Genomic DNA, 24,935 nt, shown 5'->3' on the forward strand with positions numbered 1-24,935 from the left:
ACATGATCCTTTCTGACCAACGCCCCAGCGTCGCCGCGACCCCGCCCCGGGGCCCGCGGCGGCGCGGGGGTGCCCGCCGGCGGCCGCTGCTGTTCGCCACCATGTTCGGGCTGCCCGCCATCGCGCTGATGGCGGTCTTCCTGGTGTACCCGACCATCCAGAGCTTCCGCTTCAGCGTTTACGACTGGAACGGCATCGGCGCGGCCACCTGGGTGGGCCTGGACAACTACCGGGAACTGCTCACCGACACGCTGTTTCGCAAGGTCGTCGGCACCAGCCTGATCCTCGCCGTCGCCGGCACCGCCGGCTCGATGCTCATCGGCCTGCTGTGGGCCTACGGCATCGAGCGGCGCCTGCCCGGCTGGCGCTCCTACCGGTTCCTGCTCTTCGTGCCGGTCATCATGCCCACGACCATCTCGGCGCTGCTGTGGGCGCTGCTGCTGGACGTGGGCGGGCCCGTCAACCAGGCGCTGGGCTGGATCGGCGTCGACGTGCCGCCGGACTGGCTGGGCGACTTCCGGGTCGCGCCGTGGGTCGTCGTCTTCGTCGCCGTGTGGCAGGCCAGCGGCTTCACCATGCTGCTCATTCTCGGCGCGATGGAGGACGTGCCGGCCGAGCTGCACGACGCGGCCTCGCTCGACGGCGCCGGAGCGCTGCGGCGGCTGGTGTCGATCGTCGTGCCGTACATCCGCGGCACCCTCGGCACGCTGACCATCGTGCAGTTCATCGGCCTGCTCAAGGCGTTCGACATCGTCTTCGCGCTGACGCAGGGCGGCCCCGGCCACGCCACCGACGTACTGGGCACGTACCTGGTGCAGAAGGCGTTCACCGAGGGCCGCTACGGCTACGGCTCGGCCGTCGCCGTCGCCATGACCGTCATCATGCTGGCGATCAGCTTCGTGTTCTACCGCCGCCTGCTGGGAAAGGACGCCCAGTCGTGACCGCTCTGGACGCCAACGCCCGCCGCCGGCGCGGCGCCGCGGCCGCCGACGCCCGGGCCGGCTCGCGGGCCGCGCGCCTGGCCGGCGTCGCCGGGCTGGTGCTGTGCTCCGCCGCGACGGCCCTGCCGCTGCTGCTGCTCGTGGCCAACGCGCTCAAGGACAGCGCCGGCATCCTGTCCGACCCGACCGGGCTGCCCTGGCCGCCGCACTTCAGCAACCTCGCCGACGCGTGGCACGGGGCACCCGCCGGCACGGCCCTGGCCCAGAACTTCCTCAACAGCGTCATCGTCACCCTCGGCACGACGCTCGTGGTGACGGTGGTCGCCGCGTTCGCCGGCTACGCCCTGGGCAGCTTCTCCTTCCCCGGTGAGCGGTGGGCGACCCAGGCGATCCTGCTGCTGCTCGCGGTGCCGGTGCAGGCGACGCTCATCCCGGTCTTCGAGATGCTCGACGACGCCGGCCTGCGCAACACCTACGCCGGCATCATCCTCGTGTACTCCGCGTTCTGGATGCCCTTCAGCGTGCTGCTGCTGCGGGCGTCGTTCCGCGCGTTCCCGCGTGAGCTCATCGAGGCGGCCCGGGTCGACGGCGCGGGTGAGGCGACCATCTTCGCGCGGGTGGTGCTGCCGGTGCTGCGCGGGCCGATCGCCGGGGTCGCGATCGTCAACGCGATCGGCATCTGGAGCGAGCTGCTGTTCTCCTACGTGCTGCTCACCGACCCGAGCAAGCAGACGCTGCCGGCGGCGATCATCGCCTATCAGGGTGTGTACATCACCGACTACCGGCTGCTGTACGCGGGCCTGCTGATCTCGGTCGCCCCGGTGCTGGTGTTCTACGCGGCGCTGTCGCGCGTGATCCGCAAGGGGATGAGCGCGGGGTCGTTCCGGTGATCGTCGACGCGCACCATCACCTGTGGCGGCCCGAGCGCGGCTACCGATGGCTGGACGAGCCGGCGCTGGCGGCGATCCGCCGCCCGTTCGTCCCGGCCGACCTGGTGGCCGAGCTCGCCGCCGCGGGCGTGGACCGGACCGTGCTGGTCGAGGGCGGCCGGTGCCACCCCGCCGAGGCGGCCGAGTTTCTGGGCTACGCGGCCGACACGCCGCAGATCGCCGGCGTGGTCGCCTGGGCCGACGTCACCGATCCCGGCCTCGAGCGCACCGTCGCCGGATACCGCCGCGAGCGGGGCGGGGAGCTGCTCGTCGGCGTGCGCTCGCAGGTGCAGGGCGAGGCGGATCCGGACTACCTCGACCGCCCGGACGTCCGGCGCGGGCTGGCGGTGCTCGGCGCCGCCGGCCTGGCGTTCGACCTGGTGATCCGGGTCGACCAGCTGCCGGCCGCGGCCCGCGCGGCCGCCGCCGTGCCCGGCGTCCGCCTGGTGCTCGACCACCTCGGCAAGCCGCGCATCGATCGGGGAGCCGTCGGCCTGGCTCGATGGCGGGACGCGCTCGCGGCCTTCGCCGACCGGCCGAATGCGACCGCGAAGCTCTCCGGACTGGTGACGGAGGCCGGGCCGGGCTGGAGCGCCGCGGCGCTGCGGCCCTTCGTCGGGCATGCCGTGGACCGCTTCGGCCCGGATCGGCTCATGTTCGGCTCGGACTGGCCGGTGTGCCTGCTGGTGACGGACTACAGGACCGTGCGGAGCACGCTCGAGGCCGCGCTGCCGGAGCTGCCGGCGGCGTCAAGAGCGGCGATCTTCGGCGGTACCGCGCGGCGCGTCTACGGGCTACGCCTGTGACAGCACCGCACGCAGCCACGACTCGGAGGTGTTGACGTGCATGAGCGCGCTGGCCTGGGCGAGTTGCGGGTCCCGGGCCCGCAGCGCCTTGTAGATGGCCTCGTGCTCGCTCAGGGTGACGTGGGCGGAGTTGCCCTCGATGAGCCCGCGCCACACCCGGGCCCGCAGCGTCTGCCCGGACAGCCCGTCGAGCAGCGAGGTGAGGGTCTCGTTGCCGGTGGCCGCGATGACCGTGCGGTGAAACGCGGCGTCGTAGCCGATGAGCCGCTCGGCGTCGTCCTGGGCGGCCCGCATGTCCTCGAGGATGTTGCCCAGCTCGTCGAGTTCGGCGTCGGACATGCGCTGCGCGGCGACGCCGGTGGCGACCGGCTCGAGCATCCGGCGCACCTCCATGACCTCCAGCAGGGTGTCGTCGCGCAGCAGTTCGACGGCGAGGCCGACGCCCTCCAGCAGCAGCCGCGGCGCGAGGCTGGTCACGTAGGTGCCGTCGCCGCGGCGCACGTCCAGCACGCGGGCGGCCTCGAGCACCTTGACCGCCTCGCGGACGCCGCTGCGCGAAATGCCCATCTCCGCTGACAGCTGCGCCTCGGTCGGCAGCCGGGACCCGGGCGGGAGCTTGCCCGCCTGAATCGAGGCGCGCAGCCAGGTGATGGCCTGGTCGGTCAGTGCCACGTCGCTTCCCCTCGTCGGCAGACATCTTATCTTCCGGCCCGTACAGAACGGGTCATCAGATGAATGGCGCTCCAGGCGGCGCACACTGGCACCCCGAAGGCGCTTCGACTATAAAGTCATCAGATGTTTGGAGGTTTGATGGAGTATCGCACGCTCGGCGGCACGGGCCTGCGGGTCTCGATGCTCGGCTACGGCGCCTCCTCGCTCGGCGGGGTGTTCGAGCCCATCGACGAGGCACTCGGCATCCGCGCGGTGCGCACCGCGCTCGACCTCGGCGTCAACATCATCGACGTGTCGCCGTACTACGGCAACACCGCCGCGGAGTCCGTCCTCGGCCGGGCCCTGCGCGGCGTCGACCGGTCCTCGTACGTGCTGGCGACCAAGTGCGGCCGCTACGGCCGCGACGACTTCGACTTCTCCGCGGCCCGGGTCGTCGCGAGCGTCCAGGAGAGCCTGGCCCGCCTCGGCACCGACCACCTCGACCTCATCCAATGCCACGACATCGAGTTCGGCGACCTCGACCGGATCGTCACCGAGACGCTCCCGGCGCTGCGCGGCCACGCCCGCTTCGTCGGCATCACCGGCTACCCGCTGGGTGCCCTGGCCCGCGTCGCCGCCGCCACGCCCGTCGACACGGTGCTGTCCTACTGCCGCTACACACTGCTGGACCGGGCACTGCTCGCCGCCGTACCGGCGTTCACGGCCGCCGGCGCCGCCGTCATGAACGCCTCCCCGCTGGGCATGGGCCTGCTCTGCGAGCGCGGCGCGCCCGCCTGGCACCCGGCTCCGGCCGCCGTGCGCGCGGCCGCGGCCCGGGCGGCCGAGCTGTGCGCGGCCCGAGGCGTCGACATCGCCCGCGTGGCCGTCCGGTTCGCCTGCGCCCCGGCCGAGTTCGCCACCACCTTCGTCGGCACGGCCGACCCGCTCGACATGGCCCGCAACGTGCGCTGGGCCGTGGAGGACATCGACCCCGACCTGCTCGCCGACATCGAACGCGTCCTCGGCCCGGTGCTCGGCCACGCGTGGCCCAGCGGCCGGCCCGAGAACGCCTGAACACGAGGAGACTCCGGATGACCAGCACGGTCAACTACCTGGGCGGCGGCCAGTTCGCCCTCGCCGCCGCCGAGCCCGAGCCGCCCGGCCCGGGCCAGGTCCGCATCGACGTCGCCTACACCGGCATCTGCGGCACGGATCTGCACATCGCCCACGGCGCGATGGATCACCGGGTGCACCCGCCGCAGCCGATCGGTCACGAGATGTCGGGCCGGATCGGCGCGCTCGGCGCCGGCGTGACCGGATGGTCGGCCGGCGACGCGGTCACCGTCATGCCGCTGTCCTGGTGCGGCGAGTGCCCGGCCTGCCTCGCCGGGCACCGCCACATCTGTCACCGCCTGGTCTTCGTCGGCATCGACGCGCCCGGCGCCATGCAGAGCTCCTGGACCGTACCCGCCGAACTCCTGGTCCGGCTGCCGGACGGCCTGGCGCTGGACCGGGCCGCGCTCATCGAACCCACCGCCGTCGCCGTGCACGACGTGCGCCGCTCCCGCCTGCGCGCGGGCGAGCGGGCCGTGATCGTCGGCGCGGGGCCCGTCGGCCTGCTCATCGGCTGCGTGTCCCGGGCGGTCGGCGCCGAGGTGCTGGTGGTCGAGATCGACCCGCACCGCCGGGCCGTAGCCCAGGACCTCGGATTCGCCACCGCCGACCCCCTGCGGGACCTCGAATGGTCGGACGCCGACGTCGCCTTCGAGGTGTCCGGCTCGCCCGGCGGCGTTCGCACGGCCACCGACGTGCTCGCGGTGCGGGGACGCCTGGTGGTGGTCGCCATCCACGCCAAGCCGCGCGAGGTCGACCTGCACCGGGTGTTCTGGCGCGAGCTGGAGCTCATCGGCGTGCGGGTCTACGACCGCGGCGACTTCGAGGAGGCCGCCCGGCTCGTCGCGGCGGGCGAGGTCCCGGCCGACCGGCTCATCTCGCGGGTGGTGCCGCTGCAGGAGGCCGCCACCGCGTTCGACGCCCTCGAGGCCGGTGGCGTCGTCAAGGTGCTCGTCGACTGCGGAGGCGCGTCATGACCCTCTTCGACCTCACCGGCCGCACGGCCGTCGTCACCGGCTGCCGGCGCGGCATCGGCCTGGCGATGGCGGACGCGCTCGCCGCGGCCGGAGCCGACATCATCGGCGTGAGCGCCAGCCTCGAACAGCACGGCAGCACGGCGGCCGGCCGCGTCGAGGCCCACGGCCGCACGTTCACCCCGCACCGCGTCGACCTGGCCGACCGGGCCGCCGTGTCCGCCTTCGCCGCATCGCTCGGCCCGGTCGACATTCTCGTCAACAACGCCGGCACCATCCGCCGGGCCCCCGCGGCCGAGCACACCGACGAGGACTGGGACCACGTGCTCGAGGTCGACCTGTCGGCCCAGTTCGTCCTCGCCCGTGAGGTCGGCCGCGGCATGCTGCAGCGCGGCCGCGGCCGCATCATCTTCACCGCTTCGATGCTGAGCTTCCAGGGCGGCATCACCGTGCCCGGCTACGCCGCCGCCAAGTCGGGCATCGCCGGGCTCACCCGCGCTCTGGCCAACGAGTGGGCCGGCCGCGGCGTGAACGTCAACGCGATCGCGCCGGGCTACATCGCCACCGACAACACGCAGGCGCTGCAGGACCAGCCGGAGCGCAGCAAGGCGATCCTGGACCGCATCCCGGCCGGGCGCTGGGGCCGCCCCGAGGACCTCGGGGGTGCGGCGGTCTTCCTCGCCTCCGACGCCGCCGCGTACATCCACGGCTGCATCCTGCCGGTCGACGGCGGCTGGCTGGCACGCTGAGTCCGATGAGCGCATCGCCGCGGCAGGCCCGGCGCGGCGTCGCCACGGGCCCGGTGCTCAAGGACGTCGCCCGGCTGGCCTGCGTGTCCAACCAGACCGTGTCCCGCGTCCTCAACGACCACCCGAGGGTCAGCGAGCCGACGCGGGCACGGGTGCTGGAGGCCGTGCGGAAACTCGGCTACCGCCCCAACGCCATGGCCCGCGGCCTGGCCGGCCGGCGATCGCGGGTGATCGGGGTGGTCAGTCTCGGCACCATCCTGTACGGACCGGCCGCCACCCTGCACGGCATCGAGCGGGCCGCGCGCGGGGCCGGCTACGGCGTCAGCATCGCCTCGCTCGAACGGCCGGCCCGCGACGACGTCCGGGCCGCCCTCGACGCCCTCGCCGACCAGTCGGTGGCCGGGGTCGTGCTCCTCGCCCCGCTGGCCGCGATCCCCGTCCCGGCGACCGGCCGTCCCGCGGCCATGGTCACCGCGTCGGCGCCGGCCGAACCGGGCGAGGGCGTCCCCGCGATCGGCGTGGACCACGCCGCCGGCTCGGCGCTGGCCGTCCGCCACCTGCTCGGCCTCGGCCACCGCACGGTGTGGCACGTCGGCGGCCCGCCGGACTGGCCCGAGGCCCGCCGGCGGCTGGACGGCTGGCGCGCGACGCTCGAACAGGCGGGGCGCCGGCGTCCGGCTGGCCGGGCCGGTGTCCCGCGGAGAAGCGAGCGCGGTCTTCGCCGCCAACGACCAGACCGCCCTGGGCGTCATGCGGGCGTTCCACGAGCACGGCGTGCGGGTCCCCGACGATGTCAGCGTGGTCGGTTTCGACGACATCCCCGAGGCGGCGTTTCTGTGGCCGCCGCTGACGACGATACGGCAGGACTTCGACGAGATCGGCCGCCGCTGTGTGGCCGCACTGTTGCGGATGCTGGAGCCGGACCAGCCCGGCAGCCCCGGCCGGCCGGCCCCGGACGCCCTGATCGCACCGGCGCTGGTGTTGCGCAACAGCACCGGTCGTGCCGCAGATCCCGGCACGACCGCCGGTGCCGCACGCCCGTCGTGAAATGCCGGCCCGGCCGATTGCGCGCCTCCGGCCGCGGCGAGCCCGCTGTGAGATCGTGGACGGAACGGTACGAGGTGGAGGGCACGAGCGTATGGACGCCACCTGGATCGTCACCACGAAGGACGCCGCCTGGCAGGCCCGCGACGGGCTGCACGTCAGCGGCGTCACCGGCGTACCGGACGTCATGGTCAAGGCCGGCGCGCAGCAGACGATCGAGGGGTTCGGCGCCTGTTTCAACGAGCTCGGCTGGACCTCCCTGGCGCTGCTCGACGACGCCGACCGGGACGCGGTACTGCGCGAGCTCTTCGCGCCCGGCGTCGGCGCCGGCCTGTCGCTGTGCCGGATGCCGGTCGGCGCGAACGACTTCGCCCGCGACTGGTACTCCTACGACGAAACCCCCGGCGACCTCGGCCTGGACCACTTCGACATCGGCAACGATCTCGACACCCTGGTCCCGTTCATCCGCGCGGCCCGGGACCGGCAACCCGGCCTGCGCCTGTGGGCATCGCCGTGGAGCCCGCCGACCTGGATGAAGACGAACGGCCACTACGCCGCCGCGATGCCGGGTCCGGCGAGCCACGACGTCGACAACGGCCTGCGGCCCGAGCAGGCCGGCGCCGAGGGCACCGACATGTTCCGGATCGACGACGCCCATCTGCGCGCCTACGCCGCCTACTTCGGCCGGTTCATCGACGCGTACCGGCAGCTGGGCATCCCGATCGAGATGGTGATGCCGCAGAACGAGTTCAACTCCGCGCAGGTGTTCCCCAGCTGCACCTGGACCCCGGACGGGCTCGCCCGGTTCCTCGCGCACCTCGGACCCGAGATGCGCGGCCGCGGCGTCGAGATCTTCCTCGGCACCCTCGAACGCGGCGACGACCGGCTCCTCGGCGACGTCCTCGCCGATCCCGCGCTCGCCGCCCACGTCACCGGGCTCGGCGTGCAGTGGGAGGGCAAGAAGGCCGTCGCCGTGCTGCACCGCCTGTACCCGCGGCTGCGGATCTACCAGACCGAACAGGAATGCGGCGACGGGCGTAACGACTGGCGGTACGCCCGCTACACCTGGACCCTGATGCGCCACTTCCTGCGCAACGGCGCCAACGCCTACATGTACTGGAACATCAGCCTGCCCGACGGCGGCCGCAGCCGGTGGGGCTGGACCCAGAACTCCCTGGTCGTCGTCGACCCGCACACCCGTGCCCACCGGTTCACGCACGACTACCAGGTCCTCAAACATATTGCCGCGCACGTCCGCCCCGGCGCCCGGGTCCTCGACACCTGGAGCCTGGCCGGCTACGACAACCAGCTCGTCTTCGCCAACCCGGACGGCAGCACCGTCATCGTGGCACAGAACGACCTCGGCGAGGACCTGCCCGTCCGGTACCTGCTCGGCGACCGGACGATCTCAGCGGTCCTGCCCGCCGACTCGTTCAACACCCTGGTCGTCCCGCCCGACGCGACCCCTTGACCCCCAGGCGGTACCGCAGAACCCATAGGGTCGGCGCCGCCCGGCCGATGGTAAGGCGATGAGCACGCACGCCCGCACCGAGGCCGGCGACCCGGCCGAGCAGCGGCGGCGGCGTACGACCGAGCGTACCGGGATCGTCATCCGCGCGATCGGCTTCGTCGCGGTGGCGATGATCGGGTTCAGCAAGCCGCCGGGCGCGCCGGTGCTGCTGCACCCGCGCCGCGAGTTCGTGGTGGCCGCGCTCGTGGCGCTCGTCGCGGCCAATGCATTCGCGTTCGGGGCGCTGCGGTCGGGGCAGGACGACCGGCGGTACCGCCGCTGCGGCATCGTGCAGGTGGTGCTGGACACGGTCGCGATGGTCGCGCTGACCGCGTTCATGTCGGCGCTGCCCCAGGCGGCGACGTGGCCGCTCATGCTCATGCCGATCCTCGTCGCGGCGGTGCGCCTGCAGCTGCTGGGCACCATGCTCACGTGGGCCGGCGTCTCGGCGTCCTACGCGGCGCTGTTCGCGTTCACCCCGCGCCTGTACGACCGGCCGATGCCGGTGGACAACCTGCTGGCCGGGGTCGGGCTCGGGCTCGTCATCGCGCTGCTGGACGGGATGCGGTCGCGGGCGGCGGCGCGGTACCTCGCCGAGCTGCACGCCGCCCGGGCCGAGCTGCGCCACCAGAGCCGGCACGACCCGCTGACCGGCCTGGGCAACCGCACGCTGCTGCAGGAGCACGCGGCCCGTACCGCGGGCGGCGGGCCGCCCCCGCCGGTCGCCGTGCTCAACCTGGATCTCGACGGCTTCAAGGACCTCAACGACACCATGGGCCACGCCGCCGGCGACGAGCTGCTGCGGATCGTCGCGCAGCGGCTGCGGGGCTGCGTCAAGGCCTCCGACGTGGTGATCCGGCTCGGCGGCGACGAGTTCGTGATCCTGCTCGACGACGCCGGCCTCGACGCGGCACACGCCGTCGCCGGCCGGGTCCGCGCCGCCCTCGCGGCACCGGCGGACATCGACGGCACGGCGGTGCCGATCGGGGTGAGCATCGGCGCGGCGGTCGGCGGCGCACTGGAAGAGGTCCTGCACCGGGCCGACGCGGCGATGTACGCGGACAAGGCGACCCGCCGACCCCGGCGCTGAACGGCCCCGTGCGGCGGGCCGGTCACCAGGGACCGAGTCGAAGGCGGGCCGCGCTTGTCTTTGTATACTCGTTTGTCCTTCGCGGTTACGCCGGCAGGCGCCGACACCCCTACGGGAACGGAGTTCGTCGCAGTGCTGAGTTCAGCGGAATCCTTGCTCGCCGGCCTCGTCGCGAAGGGCCTGCGCCGCGAGCGGCCGGACCGCGAGGAGCTCCTCGCCGTGCTCGGCACCGCCGACGAGCAGATCATGGACGTGCTCGCCGCCGCGTTCCAGGTCCGCCGGCGCTACTTCGGCCGCCGGGTCAAGCTCAACTACCTGGTCAACCTGAAGTCCGGGCTGTGCCCCGAGGACTGCGGCTACTGCTCGCAGCGGCTCGGCTCGACGTCCGAGGTGCTGAAGTACTCGTGGCTCAGCGCCGCCGACGCCGCCACCGCGGCCGCGGCCGGCGTCCGGTCCGGGGCCAAGCGGGTCTGCCTCGTGGCCAGCGGCCGCGGCCCCAGTGACCGGGACATCTCCCGGGTCGCCGGCGTCATCGACGCGATCAAGCAGGAGTCTCCCGACGTGGAGATCTGCGCCTGCCTCGGCCTGCTCAAGGAGGGTCAGGCGGCGAAGCTGCGCTCGGCCGGCGTCGACGCCTACAACCACAACCTCAACACCGCCGGCGAGCGCTACGAGGAGATCTGCACCACCCACACCTACGCCGATCGCGTCGGTACCGTCGAGCAGGCCCGCGGCTCCGGCCTGTCGGCCTGCTCCGGCCTCATCGCGGGGATGGGCGAGACCGACGCCGACCTGGTCGACGTCGTGCTCGGCCTGCGCGAGCTCGACCCCGACTCGGTACCCGTCAACTTCCTGATGCCCTTCGAGGGCACGCCGCTGGCCGGAACCTGGCAGCTCACGCCGCAGCGCTGCCTGCGCATCCTGGCGATGGTGCGCTTCGCGTTCCCGGACTCCGAGGTGCGCCTGGCCGGCGGCCGCGAGATCCACCTGCGCAGCCAGCAGCCGCTCGCGCTGTACGTCGCCAACTCGATCTTCCTGGGCGACTACCTGACCAGCGAGGGCCAGCCGGGCCAGGGCGACCTGGACATGATCGCCGACGCCGGCTTCGAGGTGGAGGGCGCCGAGCAGGAGACCCTGCCGGAGCACCGGCGGAGCCAGGTCCGGCTGCGCCGCCGCGGCGCCGGCACCGACGTGGCCGCCAACGCCTGAGCCGTCACGACCTGGCCGACGCCAGTTCGCGGTCCGCCTCGGCCTGTACCCGGTCGAGATCGCCCTCGATCGTCGCGCCCGCCACGGCGTCGGGCAGGTCGTCCTCCATCCGGTGCAGCGGCCGGTAGCGCAGGCCGAGCGCGGCCCATCCCATGAGCACTGCCCCGACGACCACGAGCAGCAGGCTCATCCCGTGTACCGCGCCGATCCCGGTCCCGGCGATCCGGTCGGCCAGCCACGGCGCGCTGACGTAGCCGGCCGGGGCCATCGCGACCGCGAGCATCTGGTTGGTCGCCAGCACCCGGCCCTGAAGCTCGAGCCCGACCTTGATCTGGATCAGCGCCAGCCAGTGCGCGTTGAGGATGCTCGTCGACGCCCACCAGACGAAGATCCCGGCGCTGATGCCGAGGACGGTGGGCTGCAGCCCCATGATGAGGATGCCGGCGCCGACGCCGAGGACGAACCCGACCATGCCGGTGGCCCGCCGGCGGGTGCCGCCCCACACGACCATGACGACGGCCCCGAATGCCGCGCCCAGTCCGCTCGCCGCTGTCACCAGGCCGACGTCCGTGGCGTCGCCGATCGACAGTACCAATGGGACCACCACCACCGTCGCGAGCGAGCTGAGGTAGTTGTCGACCAGGAAGAAGACGATCATCACGACGAGCGGGCGGCGCCGGACGATGTACCGCCAGCCGCCCACGATCGCCTCGCGGAACGTCTCCTCGCGGCGGCGGAAGAGCCGGTCCGGGAAGCGCACGACCAGCAGCGTGGCCAGGCCCAGGACGAATGTGAGCACGTCGATGGCCACCACGGCGGGCAGCCCGAACGCGGTGATCAGCGCGCCGCCGGCCAGCGGGGCGAGCAGCATGCCGAGTCCGGTGCCGAGCTGGGCGACGGCGTTGGCCTGCGGCAGGTACGGCTTGGGCACGAGTTGCGTGATGGCGGCCAGATACGCGGGACGGTGGAACGCGGTGACCAGCGACCCCGTTCCCACGATCACGGCGACGTGCCACAGTCGCAGGTCGTCCAGCCACAGCAGGGCGACGAGGGCGGCGACGGTCAGCCCGGCGACGGCGTCGCAGACCAGCATCACGCGGCGCCGGTCGAACCGGTCGGCGACCGCGCCGCCGACCGGCGCGCCGAGGATGGCCGGCATCACCGCGAGCAGTGTGATCAGCGCGTAGTCGGCGATGCGGCCGCTGGCCTGGTACGCCCAGACGCCGAGCGCGAACGCGCTGAGTGCGCTGCCGATCAGCGAGGCCGTCTGGCCGGCGGCGACGAGGGAGAACGCGCGGAGGCTGCGGCGGGCCGCCGATCCGGCGACCGCCACGTCGGCGACCGGCGGCGGGACGCGCCCGGCCCGCCACGCCGCCAGCCGCTCGCCGATCAGCTCGGCGACGCGTGTCGCCTGGTGCTTGAGGAAGTAGTGGCCGGCGTCCGGCACCACGGCGAGCTCGACCCGGTCGGCGTACGCGCCCCACTCCCGGTAGCGCTCCTGGTAGAGCTCGGTGCTGCGGTCGCGCTCGCCGACGACGCACAGGACCGGGACGGACAGCCGGGCCCGGTCGGCGCGGGCGAGTTCGGCGGTGTGGAACAGCTGGGCCTGCCGGGCGTCGTGGCGCAGGCTGTTCATCATCGTCCGCAGGTCGGTGTCGTCGAGCTCGTCGAGCATCCCGCCCATGGCCCGCAGCACGTCGCGGTAGTCGCGGTCGGACATCCACCGGTCGCTGGGCAGCACCCGGTTGAACCACGCGGAGACCCGTCCGGGCAGCCGCGCGCTCGGGAACGCCGCCGCCAGTACCACGCCGGCCAGTTCGGCGCCGTCGGCCTGGAGCCGCTGCGCCAGCGCGACCGCCGACGCGGTGCCGACGCAGTGCCCGTACACCACCACCGGCCCGGTGACGTGCTCGGCGACCTCGGCGGCCACCCGGTCGACGAGCTGCGGCAGCGGCAGCAGCGGCTCGCCGGGGCGGGCCGGGTCGTGCCCCGGCAGCTCGATCGCGTACGTCGCCACGCGCGGGCCGAGCGCCAGCGCCAGCGGCCGGTACGCCGCCGCCGACCCGCCGCCGTACGGGACGCACACGACGGTGACCTCGGCCGTGCCGGCCGTAGCGCCGAGCCGGTGCAGCAGCCCGGCCGGTTCGCCGGACCGCCGGTCGAGGAACGCCGCGAGGTCGCGCACCGCCGGGTGGTTGAACAGGTCGATGACCCGCAGGTCCGGATCGGCGGCGCGGGCGGCCTGCACCGCCTGGAAGGAGTCGCCGCCGAGGGCGAAGAAGTCGTCGGTGGCACCGACCCGCTCGACGCCGAGCACCTGCGCGTAGGCGGCGGCGACCCGGTGTTCGGTGGCCGTGGCCGGCTCGACGTAGGCGGCCGGTGCCGCCTCGGCCGGTGCGGGCAGCCGCGCGCGGTCGACCTTGCCGTTGGCGTTCAGCGGCAGGGCGTCCAGGCCGGTGATGGTGGTCGGCACCGCGTACTCCGGCAGGTCCTGCCGCAGCCGCTGGCGCACCTGGTCGACGTCGGCCGTGCCGGTGATCCAGGCGGCGAGCCGGCGCTGGTGGCCCTCGCCGACCGGGAGCACGACGGCCTCCCGGACGCCGGGCAGGCGGCGCAGCGTCGCGACGATCTCACCGGGCTCGACCCGGTACCCCCGGATCTTGACCTGGTCGTCGGCCCGTCCCCGGAACTCGAGCTGGCCGTCGGGCCGCAGCCGCACCAGATCGCCGGAGCGGTAGCAGCGGCGGGCGGGGTCGAGCGGGTCGGCCGGGAAGCGTTCGGCGGTCAGGTCGGGACGGCCGAGGTAGCCGCGGCTCACCGTCGGGCCGCCGATCCACAGCTCGCCGGGGATGCCGGCCGGCTGGGGCCGCCCGGCGGCGTCGGTGACGTGGAAGTCCACATCGGACAGTGGCAGGCCCAGCGGTACCGTGGAGCCGGTGCGCGGTACCGCGTCCACGTCGCACATCGACACCGCGACGGTGGTCTCCGACGGCCCGTACGAGTTGAGGACCGTGAGGTCGGGCCGCGCCGCGCGGACGCGGTCGACGAGGTTCCACAGCAGCGGTTCACCGGCGAGGATCAGGACCCGGCGGGGCAGCACCCGGCCCAGGTCGCCGTGCGCGGCCAGCAGTTCCAGGTGACTCGGCACGCATTTGAGGACGTCGACCCGTTCGCGCTCCTGGTACGCGGCGAACGCCTCCGGGTCGGTGGCGGTCTGCCGGTCGACCAGGTGCAGCGCGGCACCGGTGGTCAGCGCGCCGAACAGGTTCGTCATGCCCAGGTCGGCGGCGTGGGTGGAGACCAGCGCGTAGCTCGCGCGGGGAGCCGTGCCGAGGTACGCGAGCGCCGCCGCCAGGTAGTGGGTGATGTGCCGGTGCTCCACGGCCACGCCCTTGGGCGCGCCGGTGGAGCCCGAGGTGAAGATGACGTAGGCCAGCCGGTCCGGGTGGACCCCGGCGTCGGGCCGGTGGGCGGGCAGCCCGGCCCAGGCGGCGTCGTCGTCGAGGATCGCGACGGTCCCCTCGGCGTGGCCGGCGAACTCGCGTTCGGCGAGCGTGGCGACCGCGCCGGCCCCGCGCAGCACCGTGCGCACCCGCTCCGGCGGGTAGCCCGCGTCGACGGGCAAGTACGCCGCGCCGGCCTTGAGGACGCCGAGCAGCGCGACCGCGAGGTGGCTCGTGCGCTCGGTGAGCACCGCGACCGGCTGGTCGGCGCGCACCCCGCGGTCGAGGAGCCAGTGGGCGACGCGATTGGCCCGCCGGTCGAGTTCGGCATAGGTGAGCGTCGCGTCGGCGGCCACCACCGCCGGCGCGTCGGGGGTGGCGTCGGCCCACCGCTCGATGAGCGGATGCAGCAGTCCGCCCTCGTACTGCAGGGGCGGACCGGCCAGCGCCGGCCCGTCGACGGGCGCCAGCGGGATCGCGCCGAGTTCAGCGTCCGCGGTGGACAGCAGGCCGTCGAGCAGCGTCAGGTACCAGGAGACGAGTCGCCGCGCGGTCGGCTCGTCGAACAGCGCCGTCCGGTAGGTCAGGCCGCCGCGCAGCGCCGTCCCGTCGGCGGCGAGGTGCCACGACAGGTCGAACTTCGCCTCGGTCTCCGGCACCGGCACGATCGTCGCCGCCAGCGCGGGGCCGAACTCCACCACCGCGGAGCCGGCGTCGTGCACGTTGAGGCTCACCTTGAACAGCGGTCCGGCGTCGCGGTCCGGGCGCAGCCGCTGCACCACCCGGTCGTACGGCACGTCGGCGTGGGCGAACGCGGCGAGTGCGGCCGCCCGGGCCGCGTCGAGCAGGTGTCCCGCGGTCGCCGCCGGGTCGACCTCGCCGCGGACGACCAGGGTGTTGACGAAGCAGCCGACGACGTCCTCGGTGGCCGGGCCGTGCCGGCCGGTCTCCGGTACGCCGACCGCGATGTCGCCCGCGCCGGTGACCCGGGCGAGCAGTGCCTGCAGGCCGGCCAGCAGCACCATGAACGGCGTCATGCCGCGGCTGCCGGCCAGCTCCCGGATCCGGGCGGCCAGCGCGTCGGGCACCTCGATCGGCACGGCGGCGCCGGCGGTGTCCGCAGCGAACGCCCCGCCCGCGGTGGACGGCGGCCGGTCGGTCGGCAGGTCGAGCCGGGACAGCCCGGCCAGCTGCCGCTCCCACCAGTCCAGGGCCGGACCGTCGGGTTCGGCGCGCAGGGCGGTGGCGTGGTCGGCGTACTGCGGCGCGGGCGGGGGCAGCGGGCCGGTGCCGGTGCGGTACCCGTAGAGCGCCACGAGGTCGGCCAGGATCAGCCCGCGGCTCCAGGCGTCGGTGGCCACGTGGTGCAAGACGATCGCCAGGTGGTCGGCCCCGTCGGCGACCCGCAGCAGCACGGCGCGCATCGCCGGGTGCCGCTGGAGGTCGAACGGGTGCGCCAGCTCTTCGGCCAGTGCGCGGTCGAGGTCGGCGGTGGGTACCGCCTGCTCGCGGACCGGCACGTCTTCGGCCCGGCCGATCCGGGCGCACGGCTGCCCGTCGACCGTGGTCACGGTGCTGCGCAGGACCTCGTGCCGGTCGGCGAGCATCCTGACTGCGTCCAGCAGTGCCGTGCGGTCGATGCCGGCGGGCAGGCGCAGGACCAGCGGCACGTGGTAGGCCGGGCTGTCCGGGTCGAGGCCGGCCAGGAACCACAGCCGGGCCTGGGCCGCCGACAACGGCACGACGGTCCCGGGTTCGCGCCGGTCGGCCGCTGTTGGGGCCGCGGTCCCGGATTCGCGACTGCCGGCCGCAATCGGGGCCGCGGTCCCGTTCCCGGGTTCGCGCTCGCCGGCCGCAATCGGGGCCGCGGTCCCGTTCCCGGGCTCGCGCTCGCCGGCCGCCGACGGCGCCACGCCGTTCGCGGTTGGTGCGATGCGGTCCAGGGCGGCGGCGAAGTCGCGCAGGACCGGGTGGCGGAACGTGAGCCGGGCGGGCACGTCCCGGCCGGTGGTCGTGCGCAGCAGCGCCGCGACCCGGGTGGCGGCGAAGGAGTGCCCGCCGAGGGCGAAGAAGTCGTCGTCCGGGCGGATGGCACCGGTGGCCGGCGCGCCGGGGCGGCCGTCCAGGACCTGGCGCCACGCGGCGGCGACCGCCTCCTCGGTGGGGCTGAGCGACACCGGGCCGGTGTCAAGGGCCGTCTCTGGTACTGCCAGCCGGGCCCGATCGACCTTGCCGTTCGGGGTCAGCGGCAGGGCGTCGAGCCGCACGATCGACGCCGGGACCATCCAGCGCGGAAGCCGCCGGCGCAGCTCGTCGCGCAGCCGCGCCTCGTTGGGGCCGCCGTCCTCCATTCCGGTGAACCAGGCCGCCAACCGGCGCTCGCCGGGCGGGCCCACCGGCAGTACGACCGCCGCGTCCACGCCGTCGAGCCCTCGCAGTGCCGCGGCCACCTCGCCGGGCTCCACCCGGTACCCCTGAATCTTGATCTGGTCGTCGGTGCGGCCGAGGAAGTCGAGGTGGCCGTCGGGGCGGAGGCGGACGCGGTCGCCGGTGCGGTACCAGCGGATCCCGGAATTGGTGATGAACCGCTGTGCGGTCAGCGGGTCGTCGTGCAGGTAGCCGCGGGCCAGGCTCGGTCCGGCCAGCCACAGCTCACCCGGCAGGCCGGCGGGCAGGGGTGCGCCGGCGCGGTCGGCGACCCGGCACCACACGCCCGGCAGCGGCCCGCCCAGCGGCACCACGCCGGCGCCGGCCCGGTCGGTCACCGTCGACACGTCGAGGGCCAGGACGGCGACGGTCGTCTCGGTCGGGCCGTAGTGCACCTGGACGGCGAGGTCGGGCCGGGCGGCCCGGACCCGGTCGGCCAGCTCCCACGGGCACGCCTCGCCGGCCAGGATCAGCAGCCGGCGCGGCAGCACGCCGGCGAGGTCCGCGCCGGCCTCCGCGGCCAGCAGGTGCAGGTGGCTGGGGACGAGCTTGAGCACGTCGACCGGGTGGCGGGCCAGGTAGCCGGCGAACGCGGCGGCGTCGGTGGCCGTCGCGACGTCGACGAGGTGGGCGGCCGCGCCGGTGGTCAGCGCGCCGAGCAGCATGGTCAGCCCGAGGTCGGCCGCCTGCGTCGAGACCAGGGCGAACGACGCGGCGCCGGCCGGCAGCCGGTCGGCGACCCCGGCGAGGTACCGGGTGATCGCCCGATGCTCCACGGCCACCCCCTTCGGCGTGCCGGTGGACCCCGAGGTGAAGATGACGTACGCCAGCCGGCCGGGGTCGCACTCCACCCCCGGGTCCCCGTCCGGGCCCGCCGGGAAGATCTCCGGATCGTCGAGCCGGAGCACGGCGAGCCCGTCGGCCGGCGTCTCGTCCGGCGTCTCGTTCAGCGTCTCGTTCAGCGTCTCGTTCAGCGTCTCGTTCAGCGTCTCGGACAGCGTCTCGGACAGCGTCTCGGACAGCACCTCGGACAGCACCTCGGACAGCACCTCGGACAGCCCGTCGGCGACGAGCACCGTGGTGGCGCCCGCGGCCCGCAGGAGGGCGGCCAGCCGCGCGGGCGGGTACGCCGGGTCGACGGGCAGGTACGCCGCGCCGGCCTTGAGGATGCCGAGCAGCGCCACCGGCAGATGGGTGCTGCGTTCGGTGAGCACCGCCACCGGCTCGTCCGGTGCCACGCCGTCGGCCAGCAGCCGCCGGGCGACCCGGTTCGCCCGGCGGTCCAGTTCGGCGTAGGTGATGGTGCCGTCGGCCGCAATTACGGCCGTCGCGTCCGGAGTGGCCGCCGCCCACCGGCTGATCATCGGGTGCAGGGTGCCGGTCGGCGCGTCCACCGGTGCGCCGACCACGGCGGGGTCGACGGTGCCCGGCAGCGGCACCGTCCGCATTGGACTGTCCACATCCGACACGAGGGCGGCGAGCTGGGCCAGGAACCACCCGGCGATCCGGTCCGCGGCCGCCGCGTCGCAGTCGCGCAGCCGGTACTCCACCACGCCCTCGAGCGGGCCGTCGCCGGTGTCGGTGAGCCGCACGGTCAGGTCGGCCCGGGCCCGGCCGGTGCCGCCGACGGTGACCGTCGTGACCAGTCCCGGGAACGGGGCCGGGTGCGGGTCGGCGGGGATCACGTTGAGCAGGACCCGGAACAGCGGCGTCGAGCCGTCGTCGCGGCGCGGGTTGACCCGCTCGACGATCCGGGGGAGCGGCACGTCGGCGTGGCTGAGCGCGTCGAGGGCCGCCTCGCGGGTGCGGGCGAGCACGTCGCGTCCGGTGGGGTCGCCGGACAGATCGGTGCGGACCACGACGGTGTTGACGAAGCAGCCGATCGCCGACCCGCTGCCGGGCTCCCGGCGCCCCGCCTCGGGAACGCCGACGGCGACGTCGGGGTCGTCGCCGGTACGCGCCAGCATCGCCTGCAGCGCCGCCAGCAGGACCATGAACGGCGTCATGCCGTGCGCGGCCGCGACGGCGCGGACCCGGCCGGCGAGCGCGGCCGGCACGGTCAGCGGCACCTGCGCCCCGGCATCGTCGGGCGTGCCGTCGGGCGTGCCGACCGGGTCCACGCCGTCGGACGTGCCGTCGGGCGCAGTCACCCGGCCGACCGGCAGCGGCGCCGGCACCAGCCCGGCCAGCCGCGCGGTCCACCACCGCAGGTCGTCCTCGTCGGGCTCCGCCGCCCGCCGGCGCGCCCGGACTGGGCGGACCGGCGCGGGCGGGTCGTCGCCCGCGCGGTGGGCGGCGTAGCGCTCCGCCAGCTCGGCGACCAGCACGGTGATCGACGCGTCGTCCATGGCGACGTGGTGCGCGGTCAGCGCCAGGTGGTGCTCGCCGGTGCCGGCCGCGAACAGCGTCACACGCAGCGGCGGCTCCGCGGCGAGCCGGAACGGCCGGCGGGCGTGCTCGGCCAGCGCGGCGGCGAGCGTGTCCGGGGTGACCGCGCGCTCGTCGACGGGCACCGCGCCGGCCGGCCCGGCCACGGCGACGGGGATGCCGCGCTCGAGCGTGATCGTGCTGTGCAGGGCGGGATGCCGCCCGATCACGTCGCGCACGGCGGCGAGCAGCGCCGGCCGGTCGAGCGGGCCGGCGAGCCGGACGACGACCGGGACGTGGTAGGCCGGGCTGTCCGGGTCGAGCTGGGAGGCGAGCCACATCGCCCGCTCCGCGCCGGTGAGCGGTACCGTCCCCTGTGGAGGGTCGTCCGGCTCGGCCGCCGGCTCGGCGGGTGTGAACGCGGCGAGCCGCGCCTCCAGCAGCGCGCGCAGCGCAGCCCGATCCTGCATCTGTTCCGTCATCGATCCGCCCCCCGTGGACGTTGCCCGGGCCCGGTCAGGCCTGGCGGGCGAGTTGCGCCAGCGCCAGCTCCTCGACCGCCGCGGCGAAGTCGGCCAGCACCGGATGGTCGAACAGCAGGCGGACCGGCACGGCGAGGTCCAGGGCCGGCCGCAGCAGCGCCACCACGCGGGCCGCCGTCAGCGACTGCCCGCCCAGCCGGATGAACTGGTCGTCGACGCCGATCGTCTCCGGAGCGACGCCGAGCGCCTCGGCCCACACGCCGACCATGAACTGCTCGACGGGCGTGCGCGGCGGGATCGGTTCCCGAGTGGGTTCATCCGGTACGGGCAGTGCCGCCCGATCGACCTTGCCGGTCGGCCCGAGCGGGAGCTCGTCGAGCACCACGATCCGGCTCGGCACCAGGTGCGCCGGCAGCCGGCGGCTCAGGTCGTCGTGCAACCGGTTCGCGTCGATCGGCTCCGGGCCGGTGCCCTGGACGTACCCGACCAGCCGCCGGTCGCCGCCGGCGTCGACCGGCGCGGTGACGACCGCGTGCTGGACGCCCGGGCAGGCGGCCAGGAACGCCTCGACCTCGCCGAGCTCGACCCGGATGCCGCGGATCTTGACCTGGTGGTCGCTGCGGCCGAGGTAGTGGTGGACGCCGTCGACGCGGCGCACCAGGTCGCCCGTGCGGTACGCCCGCCGGGCCGGGTCGGCGGGATCGGGCGGGAACCGTTCCGCGGTCAGCTCGGGGCGGTCGAGATATCCGGAGCTCACGACGGGCCCGGCGATCCACAGCTCACCGACCGCGCCGTCGGGCACCGGCCGCCCCTGCTCGTCGCGTACGCTCGCCACCGCCCCGGCGATGGGCGCGCCGATCGGCGGCTCGTGCGCGGCTTCCAGGTCGGCGCGTGTCACCTCGGCGACGAGGCAGTAGGTGGTGCACTCGGTCGGGCCGTAGCAGTTGACCAGCCTGGTGACGCCGGGGTTGGCGTAGACCCGCCGGGCCAGGGCCCGGGTCAGCGCCTCGCCGGCCGGGCTCACCGTGCGCACCGACGGCGGCAGCGGCGAGCCGAGCAGGACGGCGAGCACCGACGGTACCCCGTTGAGGAACGTGACCTCGTCGCGGGCGGGCAGGTCGGCGAGGGCGAGCAGCGAGTCGGCGAGGATCACCGTGCCGCCGCTGAGCAGCGGCGCGAACATCTCCACGACCGACACGTCGAAGCACACCGACGTGGAGGCGAGCGTGCCGCGCAGCTCGCCGGCCGAGTACGTCTGGACCGCCCACCGGACGAGGTTGAGCGTCTGCCCGTGGTTGATGACCACGCCCTTGGGCTTGCCGGTCGACCCCGAGGTGTAGATCAGGTACGCCGGGCCGTCCCCGCCGGCCGGGTCGCCGGCCGAGTCGTCGGCCGAGTCGTCGGCGCCTGTGTCGTCCGGTGAGGCGAGCGGGCCGTCGCCCGGCACCATCGGGCGGGCGTCACCCAGCCACGCCGCGTCGACCTGCCGCTTGTCGACCAGGACGTGCCGCAGCCGCGCGTCGCCGACGACGAACGCCTGCCGTTCGGCGGGATGGGCCGGGTCCATCGGCACGTAGGCCGCGCCCGCCCGCAGCACCCCGAGCAGCGCCGGGATCAGCCACTCCTCGCGATCGAGGCAGACCCCGACGTACTCGTCGCGGCCCACGCCCTGCCCGCGCAGCTGGACGGCGACCGCATCGGCGCGCGCGTCGACGTCGCGGTAGGTGAACCGGCGGGTCCCGACCACCAGCGCGTCGGCGTCCGGGGTCCGGCGCACCTGCCGGGCGAACGCCACCTCGATGCGGTCGGGCATGCGGAGTCTCCTCTCCCGGCCCGGATCCGCGTCAGCGTCACGCGTTCGTAAGCGCAGGGAGCCGAGACCTTCAAGCGGCCGCCAACCTACCGACCATCGCTATCCGAACCCTAAGTCCGAGCTATCCCAAACCTCTTTACCGAGGTCACACGGATGCCCGGCGGGCACCACCGCGTCCGGCGGGACCGAGGTTCAGGAGGCGCGGCGGAGGCGACCGCAGGCGTCCAGGGCCTGCTGCAGCGCCACCTCCACGGTGGTCAGGTCCTTGCGGTCCAGGGCCTGCCGTACCCGGGTCAGGCACGCGGCGAGCAGCCGTTCCTCGCCGCGGGGCGACGGCGGCCGGGTCGCCCCGCCGCGGATGCGGGTCACGGCGCCGGCCAGAGCGAGCTCGGCCAGGTCGCGCTGGGTGGTGGCCGCGGACGCCCCCGTGGCGGCGCGGATCTCCTCGATGGTGACGTACTCCCGCGCCGCCAGCAGGTCGACGATCCGCTGGCGGCGAACGGACGGCAGCATCGGGAGGTCGGTCATGAGATCGGATACAACTGGCCGTCAGTGGCTACCGCCGGTGCGAAGTCGACCTCGCGGCCGTCGATGGCGAAGCGGTAGCGGCTCAGGCGCTGGATGGAGGGGGTGGCTTCGAGGTACACCCGCAGCTCCTCGAGCTCGTGCGGCGTGAGCCACGACGGCGGGTCGGAGATGGCCCGGAACCCGCACACGTCGGCCAGGTCCCGCAGCCATTGCAGTTGCTGCGGGGTGAGCAGGTTGAGCTTGCTGCGGAAATAGATGACATCCGGATCGACCTCGGCCAAGGGGGACCACCACAGCCGGTGCACGCTGTTGACAACAGCGTTGCGCGCGGTGGCGTCCGACGGGTCGACGGTGGCGTAGTTGTCCCACATCGGGGCGACGTCGGGGCCCGAGCGCAGGCCGTCGAGCAGGCCGAGGGAGGGCAGCAGGATCGCGCCGGAGCCCAGCAGGTACACGTCGTCGCCCGCGGCTTCACGCACCAGGTGCAGTGCGTCGCGGTAGATGCGCTCCCGCGGGCGGCCCTCGACGTAGGCCGCGGCCGCGTTGATGAAGTCGAGCTTGAGGTACTTGAACCCCCACTCGTGCACGACGGTGCGAATCATGTCGGCGACATGCGCGCGGGCGTCGTCGCGGGCCAGATCCAAGGCGTAGTACGGGCCGCCCCAGTTGGAGCCGGCCACAACCAAATTCCCGGACATGTCACGCAACAGGTACTCGGGGTGCTCGGACGTCACCCGCGACCCCGGCAGCGCGATGAACGGCGCCAGCCACAACCCGGCGACGAAACCCGCGTCGGTGATCCGTCCGGCCAGGTCCCGCATGCCGCTGGGGAACTTGGCGTTGGGCTGCCAGTCGCCGACCATCTCCTCCCAGCCGTCGTCGATCTGCACCACGTCGAACGGCAGGCCCACGAGGTCCGCGATGTCCTTGTGCAGCTGGGTTTCGGTGACCGTTTCGTAGTACGCGTACCAGCTGCACCACACGTTGCCCGCCCGCCGCCGCACCGGCCCGAACCGCTCCGCGAGCAGGTCCGTGTACGCGGCGAACACCTCCTGCTCGGGGCCGTAGGCGGCGAACCATTCGGCCCCGTCGCCGGCGTACCAGCCGGTGAGGGTGTCGTGGTCGGCGGCGAGGCGCGGGGTGTCCAGGCCCAGGGCGCCGAGCAGGAGGGTGTTGCCGTCGGGGCCCTGCAGCGCGGCGACCGCGGAGCCGTGGTGGCGGGCCGGGTCGTCGAACGCGGGGTCGTCCGCGGTGACGAGCCGGGTCGGGTTGGGGATGCGCAGCGGGGGTTCGCTCAGCCGGCGCCAGCCGCAGGGGCTCCACGAGTTCTGGCCGTGCCGGTAGAAGGAGGCGTCGCCGAGCCCGTGCAGGATCGCGACCCGGCCCGGGGGAAGCAGGATGCCGCCCGGGGTGGGGCGCGGCGTCCCATCGCCGGAGTGTTGCAGGGCGAAGTGGCGTCCGCCGAGCTCGACGACCTGTGCCATGGTTCTCCTTACCTCAAGGTGCCGGACGTACTACTTGAAGAGCGCGTTGACCTGGTCGTTGGCCTTCTTCAGGGCGTCGGCCGGGGTGCCCTGGCCGAGGATGACGCCCTGCAGGGTGTCCTGGACGATCTGGCTGACCTCGTTGCCGTGGTCGGTGATCGGCAGGAAGAACGTCCCGCCGGGGGCGGCCGCCTCGTCGGTGAAGACGTGCACGTCGCGGCCGGCGGCCTTGTGGGCGGCGAGGGCCTTGTCGGCGGCGGACTTGATGGCCGGGAACACGACGGCCTTCTCACCGACGATGTCCTGGCAGCCGGACGAGCCGAGGAACTTGACCCACGCCCACGCCTCGGCCGGGTGCTTGGTGCCGGCGTAGATGGCGTCGGACAGGCCGTTGATGGCGGTCTTGCGCCCGGCCGGGCCGGTCGGCAGCGGCGCGAACGCGTACTGCTGCTTCGCCCCGGTCCCGAGATAGCTGCTGATGGTCCAGGACCCGGCGACGGTGAACGCGCCCTGCCCGGAATCCATCACGGCGTCGCGGCCGAGGGTGGACTGCTTGTCGAACTTCGGCGCGTACCCGGCGTCGGTGATGTGCTTGAACCAGGCGATGGTCTCGGCGAGCTTCGGGTCGTCGTACTTGTACTTGGTGCCGAACGGGTTCTTGTCCAGGTACGTGAAGCCGTTGGACACCGCGAGGTCGCCCCAGCCGTTCTGGCCCTGCGAGCCGTCCGCCCACTCGGGCAGGAAGCCGTACACCTTCACCTTGGTCTTGTCGAAGGCCGGGTCGAGCCCGTTCTTGCCGTTGGCGTCGACGGTCGCCTTGGCGATCGCCTGCTCGAACGTGCCACCGTCCGTTGGATTCCAGGTGAGCTTGTCCAGCCCGGCCGTGTCGGTGACGAACTTGGTGTTGTAGACCAGGGCCATGGTGTCCCAGTCCTTCGGCAGGCCGTAGCGCTTGCCGTCCTTGACGAACAGATCCGCGAGCCCGCCCTGGTACTGGCCGAGGTCGACCTTGTCCTTCTCGACGAACGGCTGGATGTCGAGGATCTGGTTGCTGGACACGAACTGCGGATAGTAGGAGGCGTGGTCGGTCCACACGTCGGGCGCGGAGCCGCTGGCCAGCTGGGTGGTGAGGTTCTGCCAGTACTGCGTCCACGCGGTCTGCGAGATCTGGACGGTGACGTTCGGGTTGGCCTTCGAGAACTCGTCCGCGCAGGCCTGGTAGGCGGGCTGCTGCTTGTCGTCCCACAGCCAGTACTGGAGGGTGACCTTGCCACCGCTGTCGGAGCCGGACTCGTCGGAGCACGCGGCAAGCAGCGGCAGGGCGAGTGCCGCGGCGGAGACGACGGCCACCGCCGTGCGGGATCGTCTGAACATC

At 74.0% G+C, this 24,935-nt stretch carries 15 protein-coding genes and 2 pseudogenes; 11 read left to right on the forward strand and 6 right to left on the reverse strand.

The genetic code is table 11. The features are described from left to right. The first annotated feature begins 2 nt into the window (after positions 1 to 2). From ACQPZ4_RS19590 to ACQPZ4_RS19600, 3 genes are read left to right on the forward strand one after another with little or no spacing between them, the layout of a single operon-like run. Entirely contained in the window at positions 3 to 941 is a 939-nt protein-coding gene (locus ACQPZ4_RS19590; RefSeq protein ID WP_433062963.1) for a carbohydrate ABC transporter permease, read from the forward strand. Beyond that, positions 938 to 1,831, forward strand: a complete 894-nt coding sequence (locus tag ACQPZ4_RS19595) for a carbohydrate ABC transporter permease (protein ID WP_433062966.1) — start codon at positions 938 to 940, stop codon at positions 1,829 to 1,831. The genes ACQPZ4_RS19590 and ACQPZ4_RS19595 overlap by 4 nt, the downstream gene beginning before the upstream one ends. Further along, complete coding sequence (locus ACQPZ4_RS19600) at positions 1,828 to 2,676, forward strand: amidohydrolase family protein (protein WP_433062969.1); 849 nt, start codon at positions 1,828 to 1,830, stop codon at positions 2,674 to 2,676. The genes ACQPZ4_RS19595 and ACQPZ4_RS19600 overlap by 4 nt, the downstream gene beginning before the upstream one ends. Here ACQPZ4_RS19600 and ACQPZ4_RS19605 read toward each other — a convergent pair. Next, the gene (locus ACQPZ4_RS19605; RefSeq protein WP_433062972.1) at positions 2,665 to 3,348 is read right to left on the reverse strand and encodes a FadR/GntR family transcriptional regulator; all 684 of its coding nucleotides are present in this window, start codon (positions 3,346 to 3,348) and stop codon (positions 2,665 to 2,667) included. The genes ACQPZ4_RS19600 and ACQPZ4_RS19605 overlap by 12 nt on opposite strands. Before the next feature lie 138 nt (positions 3,349 to 3,486). Between ACQPZ4_RS19605 and ACQPZ4_RS19610 the strand changes: the two genes are divergently transcribed. The 8 genes and pseudogenes from ACQPZ4_RS19610 (at position 3,487) to bioB (ending at position 11,016) form a co-directional block, all read left to right on the forward strand. Further along, the gene (locus tag ACQPZ4_RS19610; protein WP_433062975.1) at positions 3,487 to 4,401 is read left to right on the forward strand and encodes an aldo/keto reductase; all 915 of its coding nucleotides are present in this window, start codon (positions 3,487 to 3,489) and stop codon (positions 4,399 to 4,401) included. A 17-nt stretch (positions 4,402 to 4,418) separates the two neighbouring features. Continuing rightward, positions 4,419 to 5,417, forward strand: a complete 999-nt coding sequence (locus ACQPZ4_RS19615) for a zinc-dependent alcohol dehydrogenase (RefSeq protein WP_433062977.1) — start codon at positions 4,419 to 4,421, stop codon at positions 5,415 to 5,417. Then, on the forward strand, positions 5,414 to 6,163 hold the full coding sequence (locus ACQPZ4_RS19620) for an SDR family oxidoreductase (protein WP_433062979.1): 750 nt from the start codon (positions 5,414 to 5,416) through the stop codon (positions 6,161 to 6,163). Before ACQPZ4_RS19615 ends, ACQPZ4_RS19620 begins: the two co-directional genes overlap by 4 nt. 5 nt (positions 6,164 to 6,168) lie before the next feature. Then, positions 6,169 to 6,771: pseudogene (locus tag ACQPZ4_RS19625) on the forward strand (LacI family DNA-binding transcriptional regulator); the annotation flags it as partial. A 43-nt stretch (positions 6,772 to 6,814) separates the two neighbouring features. Beyond that, positions 6,815 to 7,210: pseudogene (locus ACQPZ4_RS19630) on the forward strand (substrate-binding domain-containing protein); the annotation flags it as partial. 91 nt (positions 7,211 to 7,301) lie between these two features. After that, positions 7,302 to 8,678 carry a glycoside hydrolase family 30 protein gene (locus tag ACQPZ4_RS19635; protein ID WP_433062982.1) on the forward strand — a complete coding sequence of 459 codons (1,377 nt, stop codon included), beginning with the start codon at positions 7,302 to 7,304 and terminating at the stop codon, positions 8,676 to 8,678. Between the two features lie 58 nt (positions 8,679 to 8,736). Continuing rightward, positions 8,737 to 9,807: a diguanylate cyclase domain-containing protein gene (locus ACQPZ4_RS19640; RefSeq protein WP_433062984.1), complete on the forward strand. Its 1,071-nt coding sequence runs from the start codon at positions 8,737 to 8,739 to the stop codon at positions 9,805 to 9,807. Between the two features lie 132 nt (positions 9,808 to 9,939). After that, complete coding sequence (gene bioB, locus ACQPZ4_RS19645; protein WP_433062987.1) at positions 9,940 to 11,016, forward strand: biotin synthase BioB; 1,077 nt, start codon at positions 9,940 to 9,942, stop codon at positions 11,014 to 11,016. Positions 11,017 to 11,020: 4 nt separating this feature from the next. Here bioB and ACQPZ4_RS19650 read toward each other — a convergent pair whose 3' ends face one another. From ACQPZ4_RS19650 to ACQPZ4_RS19670, 5 genes are all read right to left on the reverse strand, one after another. Then, positions 11,021 to 19,735, reverse strand: coding sequence for an amino acid adenylation domain-containing protein (locus ACQPZ4_RS19650; protein ID WP_433062990.1), 8,715 nt, complete (start codon positions 19,733 to 19,735; stop codon positions 11,021 to 11,023). A 34-nt stretch (positions 19,736 to 19,769) separates the two neighbouring features. Beyond that, complete coding sequence (locus tag ACQPZ4_RS19655) at positions 19,770 to 21,548, reverse strand: non-ribosomal peptide synthetase (RefSeq protein ID WP_433062992.1); 1,779 nt, start codon at positions 21,546 to 21,548, stop codon at positions 19,770 to 19,772. A gap of 192 nt (positions 21,549 to 21,740) precedes the next feature. Next, positions 21,741 to 22,076: a DeoR family transcriptional regulator gene (locus ACQPZ4_RS19660; RefSeq protein ID WP_433062995.1), complete on the reverse strand. Its 336-nt coding sequence runs from the start codon at positions 22,074 to 22,076 to the stop codon at positions 21,741 to 21,743. Then, positions 22,073 to 23,560: a glycoside hydrolase family 36 protein gene (locus ACQPZ4_RS19665; protein ID WP_433062998.1), complete on the reverse strand. Its 1,488-nt coding sequence runs from the start codon at positions 23,558 to 23,560 to the stop codon at positions 22,073 to 22,075. Before ACQPZ4_RS19665 ends, ACQPZ4_RS19660 begins: the two co-directional genes overlap by 4 nt. A 30-nt stretch (positions 23,561 to 23,590) precedes the next feature. Continuing rightward, entirely contained in the window at positions 23,591 to 24,934 is a 1,344-nt protein-coding gene (locus ACQPZ4_RS19670) for an ABC transporter substrate-binding protein (RefSeq protein ID WP_433063001.1), read from the reverse strand. Position 24,935 lies beyond the last annotated feature (1 nt).

It is taken from the genome of Dactylosporangium sp. CS-033363 (genome assembly GCF_050942475.1).
Classification (GTDB): Bacteria; Actinomycetota; Actinomycetes; order Mycobacteriales; family Micromonosporaceae; genus Dactylosporangium.

Coding starts and splice junctions, on each gene's coding strand:
- ACQPZ4_RS19590 (WP_433062963.1), top strand. CDS start 3: ATGATCCTTTCTGACCAACGCCCCAGCGTCGCCGCGACCCCGCCCCGG.
- ACQPZ4_RS19665 (WP_433062998.1), bottom strand. CDS start 23,560: ATGGCACAGGTCGTCGAGCTCGGCGGACGCCACTTCGCCCTGCAACAC.
- ACQPZ4_RS19660 (WP_433062995.1), bottom strand. CDS start 22,076: ATGACCGACCTCCCGATGCTGCCGTCCGTTCGCCGCCAGCGGATCGTC.
- ACQPZ4_RS19610 (WP_433062975.1), top strand. CDS start 3,487: ATGGAGTATCGCACGCTCGGCGGCACGGGCCTGCGGGTCTCGATGCTC.
- ACQPZ4_RS19650 (WP_433062990.1), bottom strand. CDS start 19,735: ATGACGGAACAGATGCAGGATCGGGCTGCGCTGCGCGCGCTGCTGGAG.
- ACQPZ4_RS19615 (WP_433062977.1), top strand. CDS start 4,419: ATGACCAGCACGGTCAACTACCTGGGCGGCGGCCAGTTCGCCCTCGCC.
- ACQPZ4_RS19640 (WP_433062984.1), top strand. CDS start 8,737: ATGAGCACGCACGCCCGCACCGAGGCCGGCGACCCGGCCGAGCAGCGG.
- ACQPZ4_RS19655 (WP_433062992.1), bottom strand. CDS start 21,548: ATGCCCGACCGCATCGAGGTGGCGTTCGCCCGGCAGGTGCGCCGGACC.
- ACQPZ4_RS19635 (WP_433062982.1), top strand. CDS start 7,302: ATGGACGCCACCTGGATCGTCACCACGAAGGACGCCGCCTGGCAGGCC.
- ACQPZ4_RS19620 (WP_433062979.1), top strand. CDS start 5,414: ATGACCCTCTTCGACCTCACCGGCCGCACGGCCGTCGTCACCGGCTGC.
- ACQPZ4_RS19670 (WP_433063001.1), bottom strand. CDS start 24,934: ATGTTCAGACGATCCCGCACGGCGGTGGCCGTCGTCTCCGCCGCGGCA.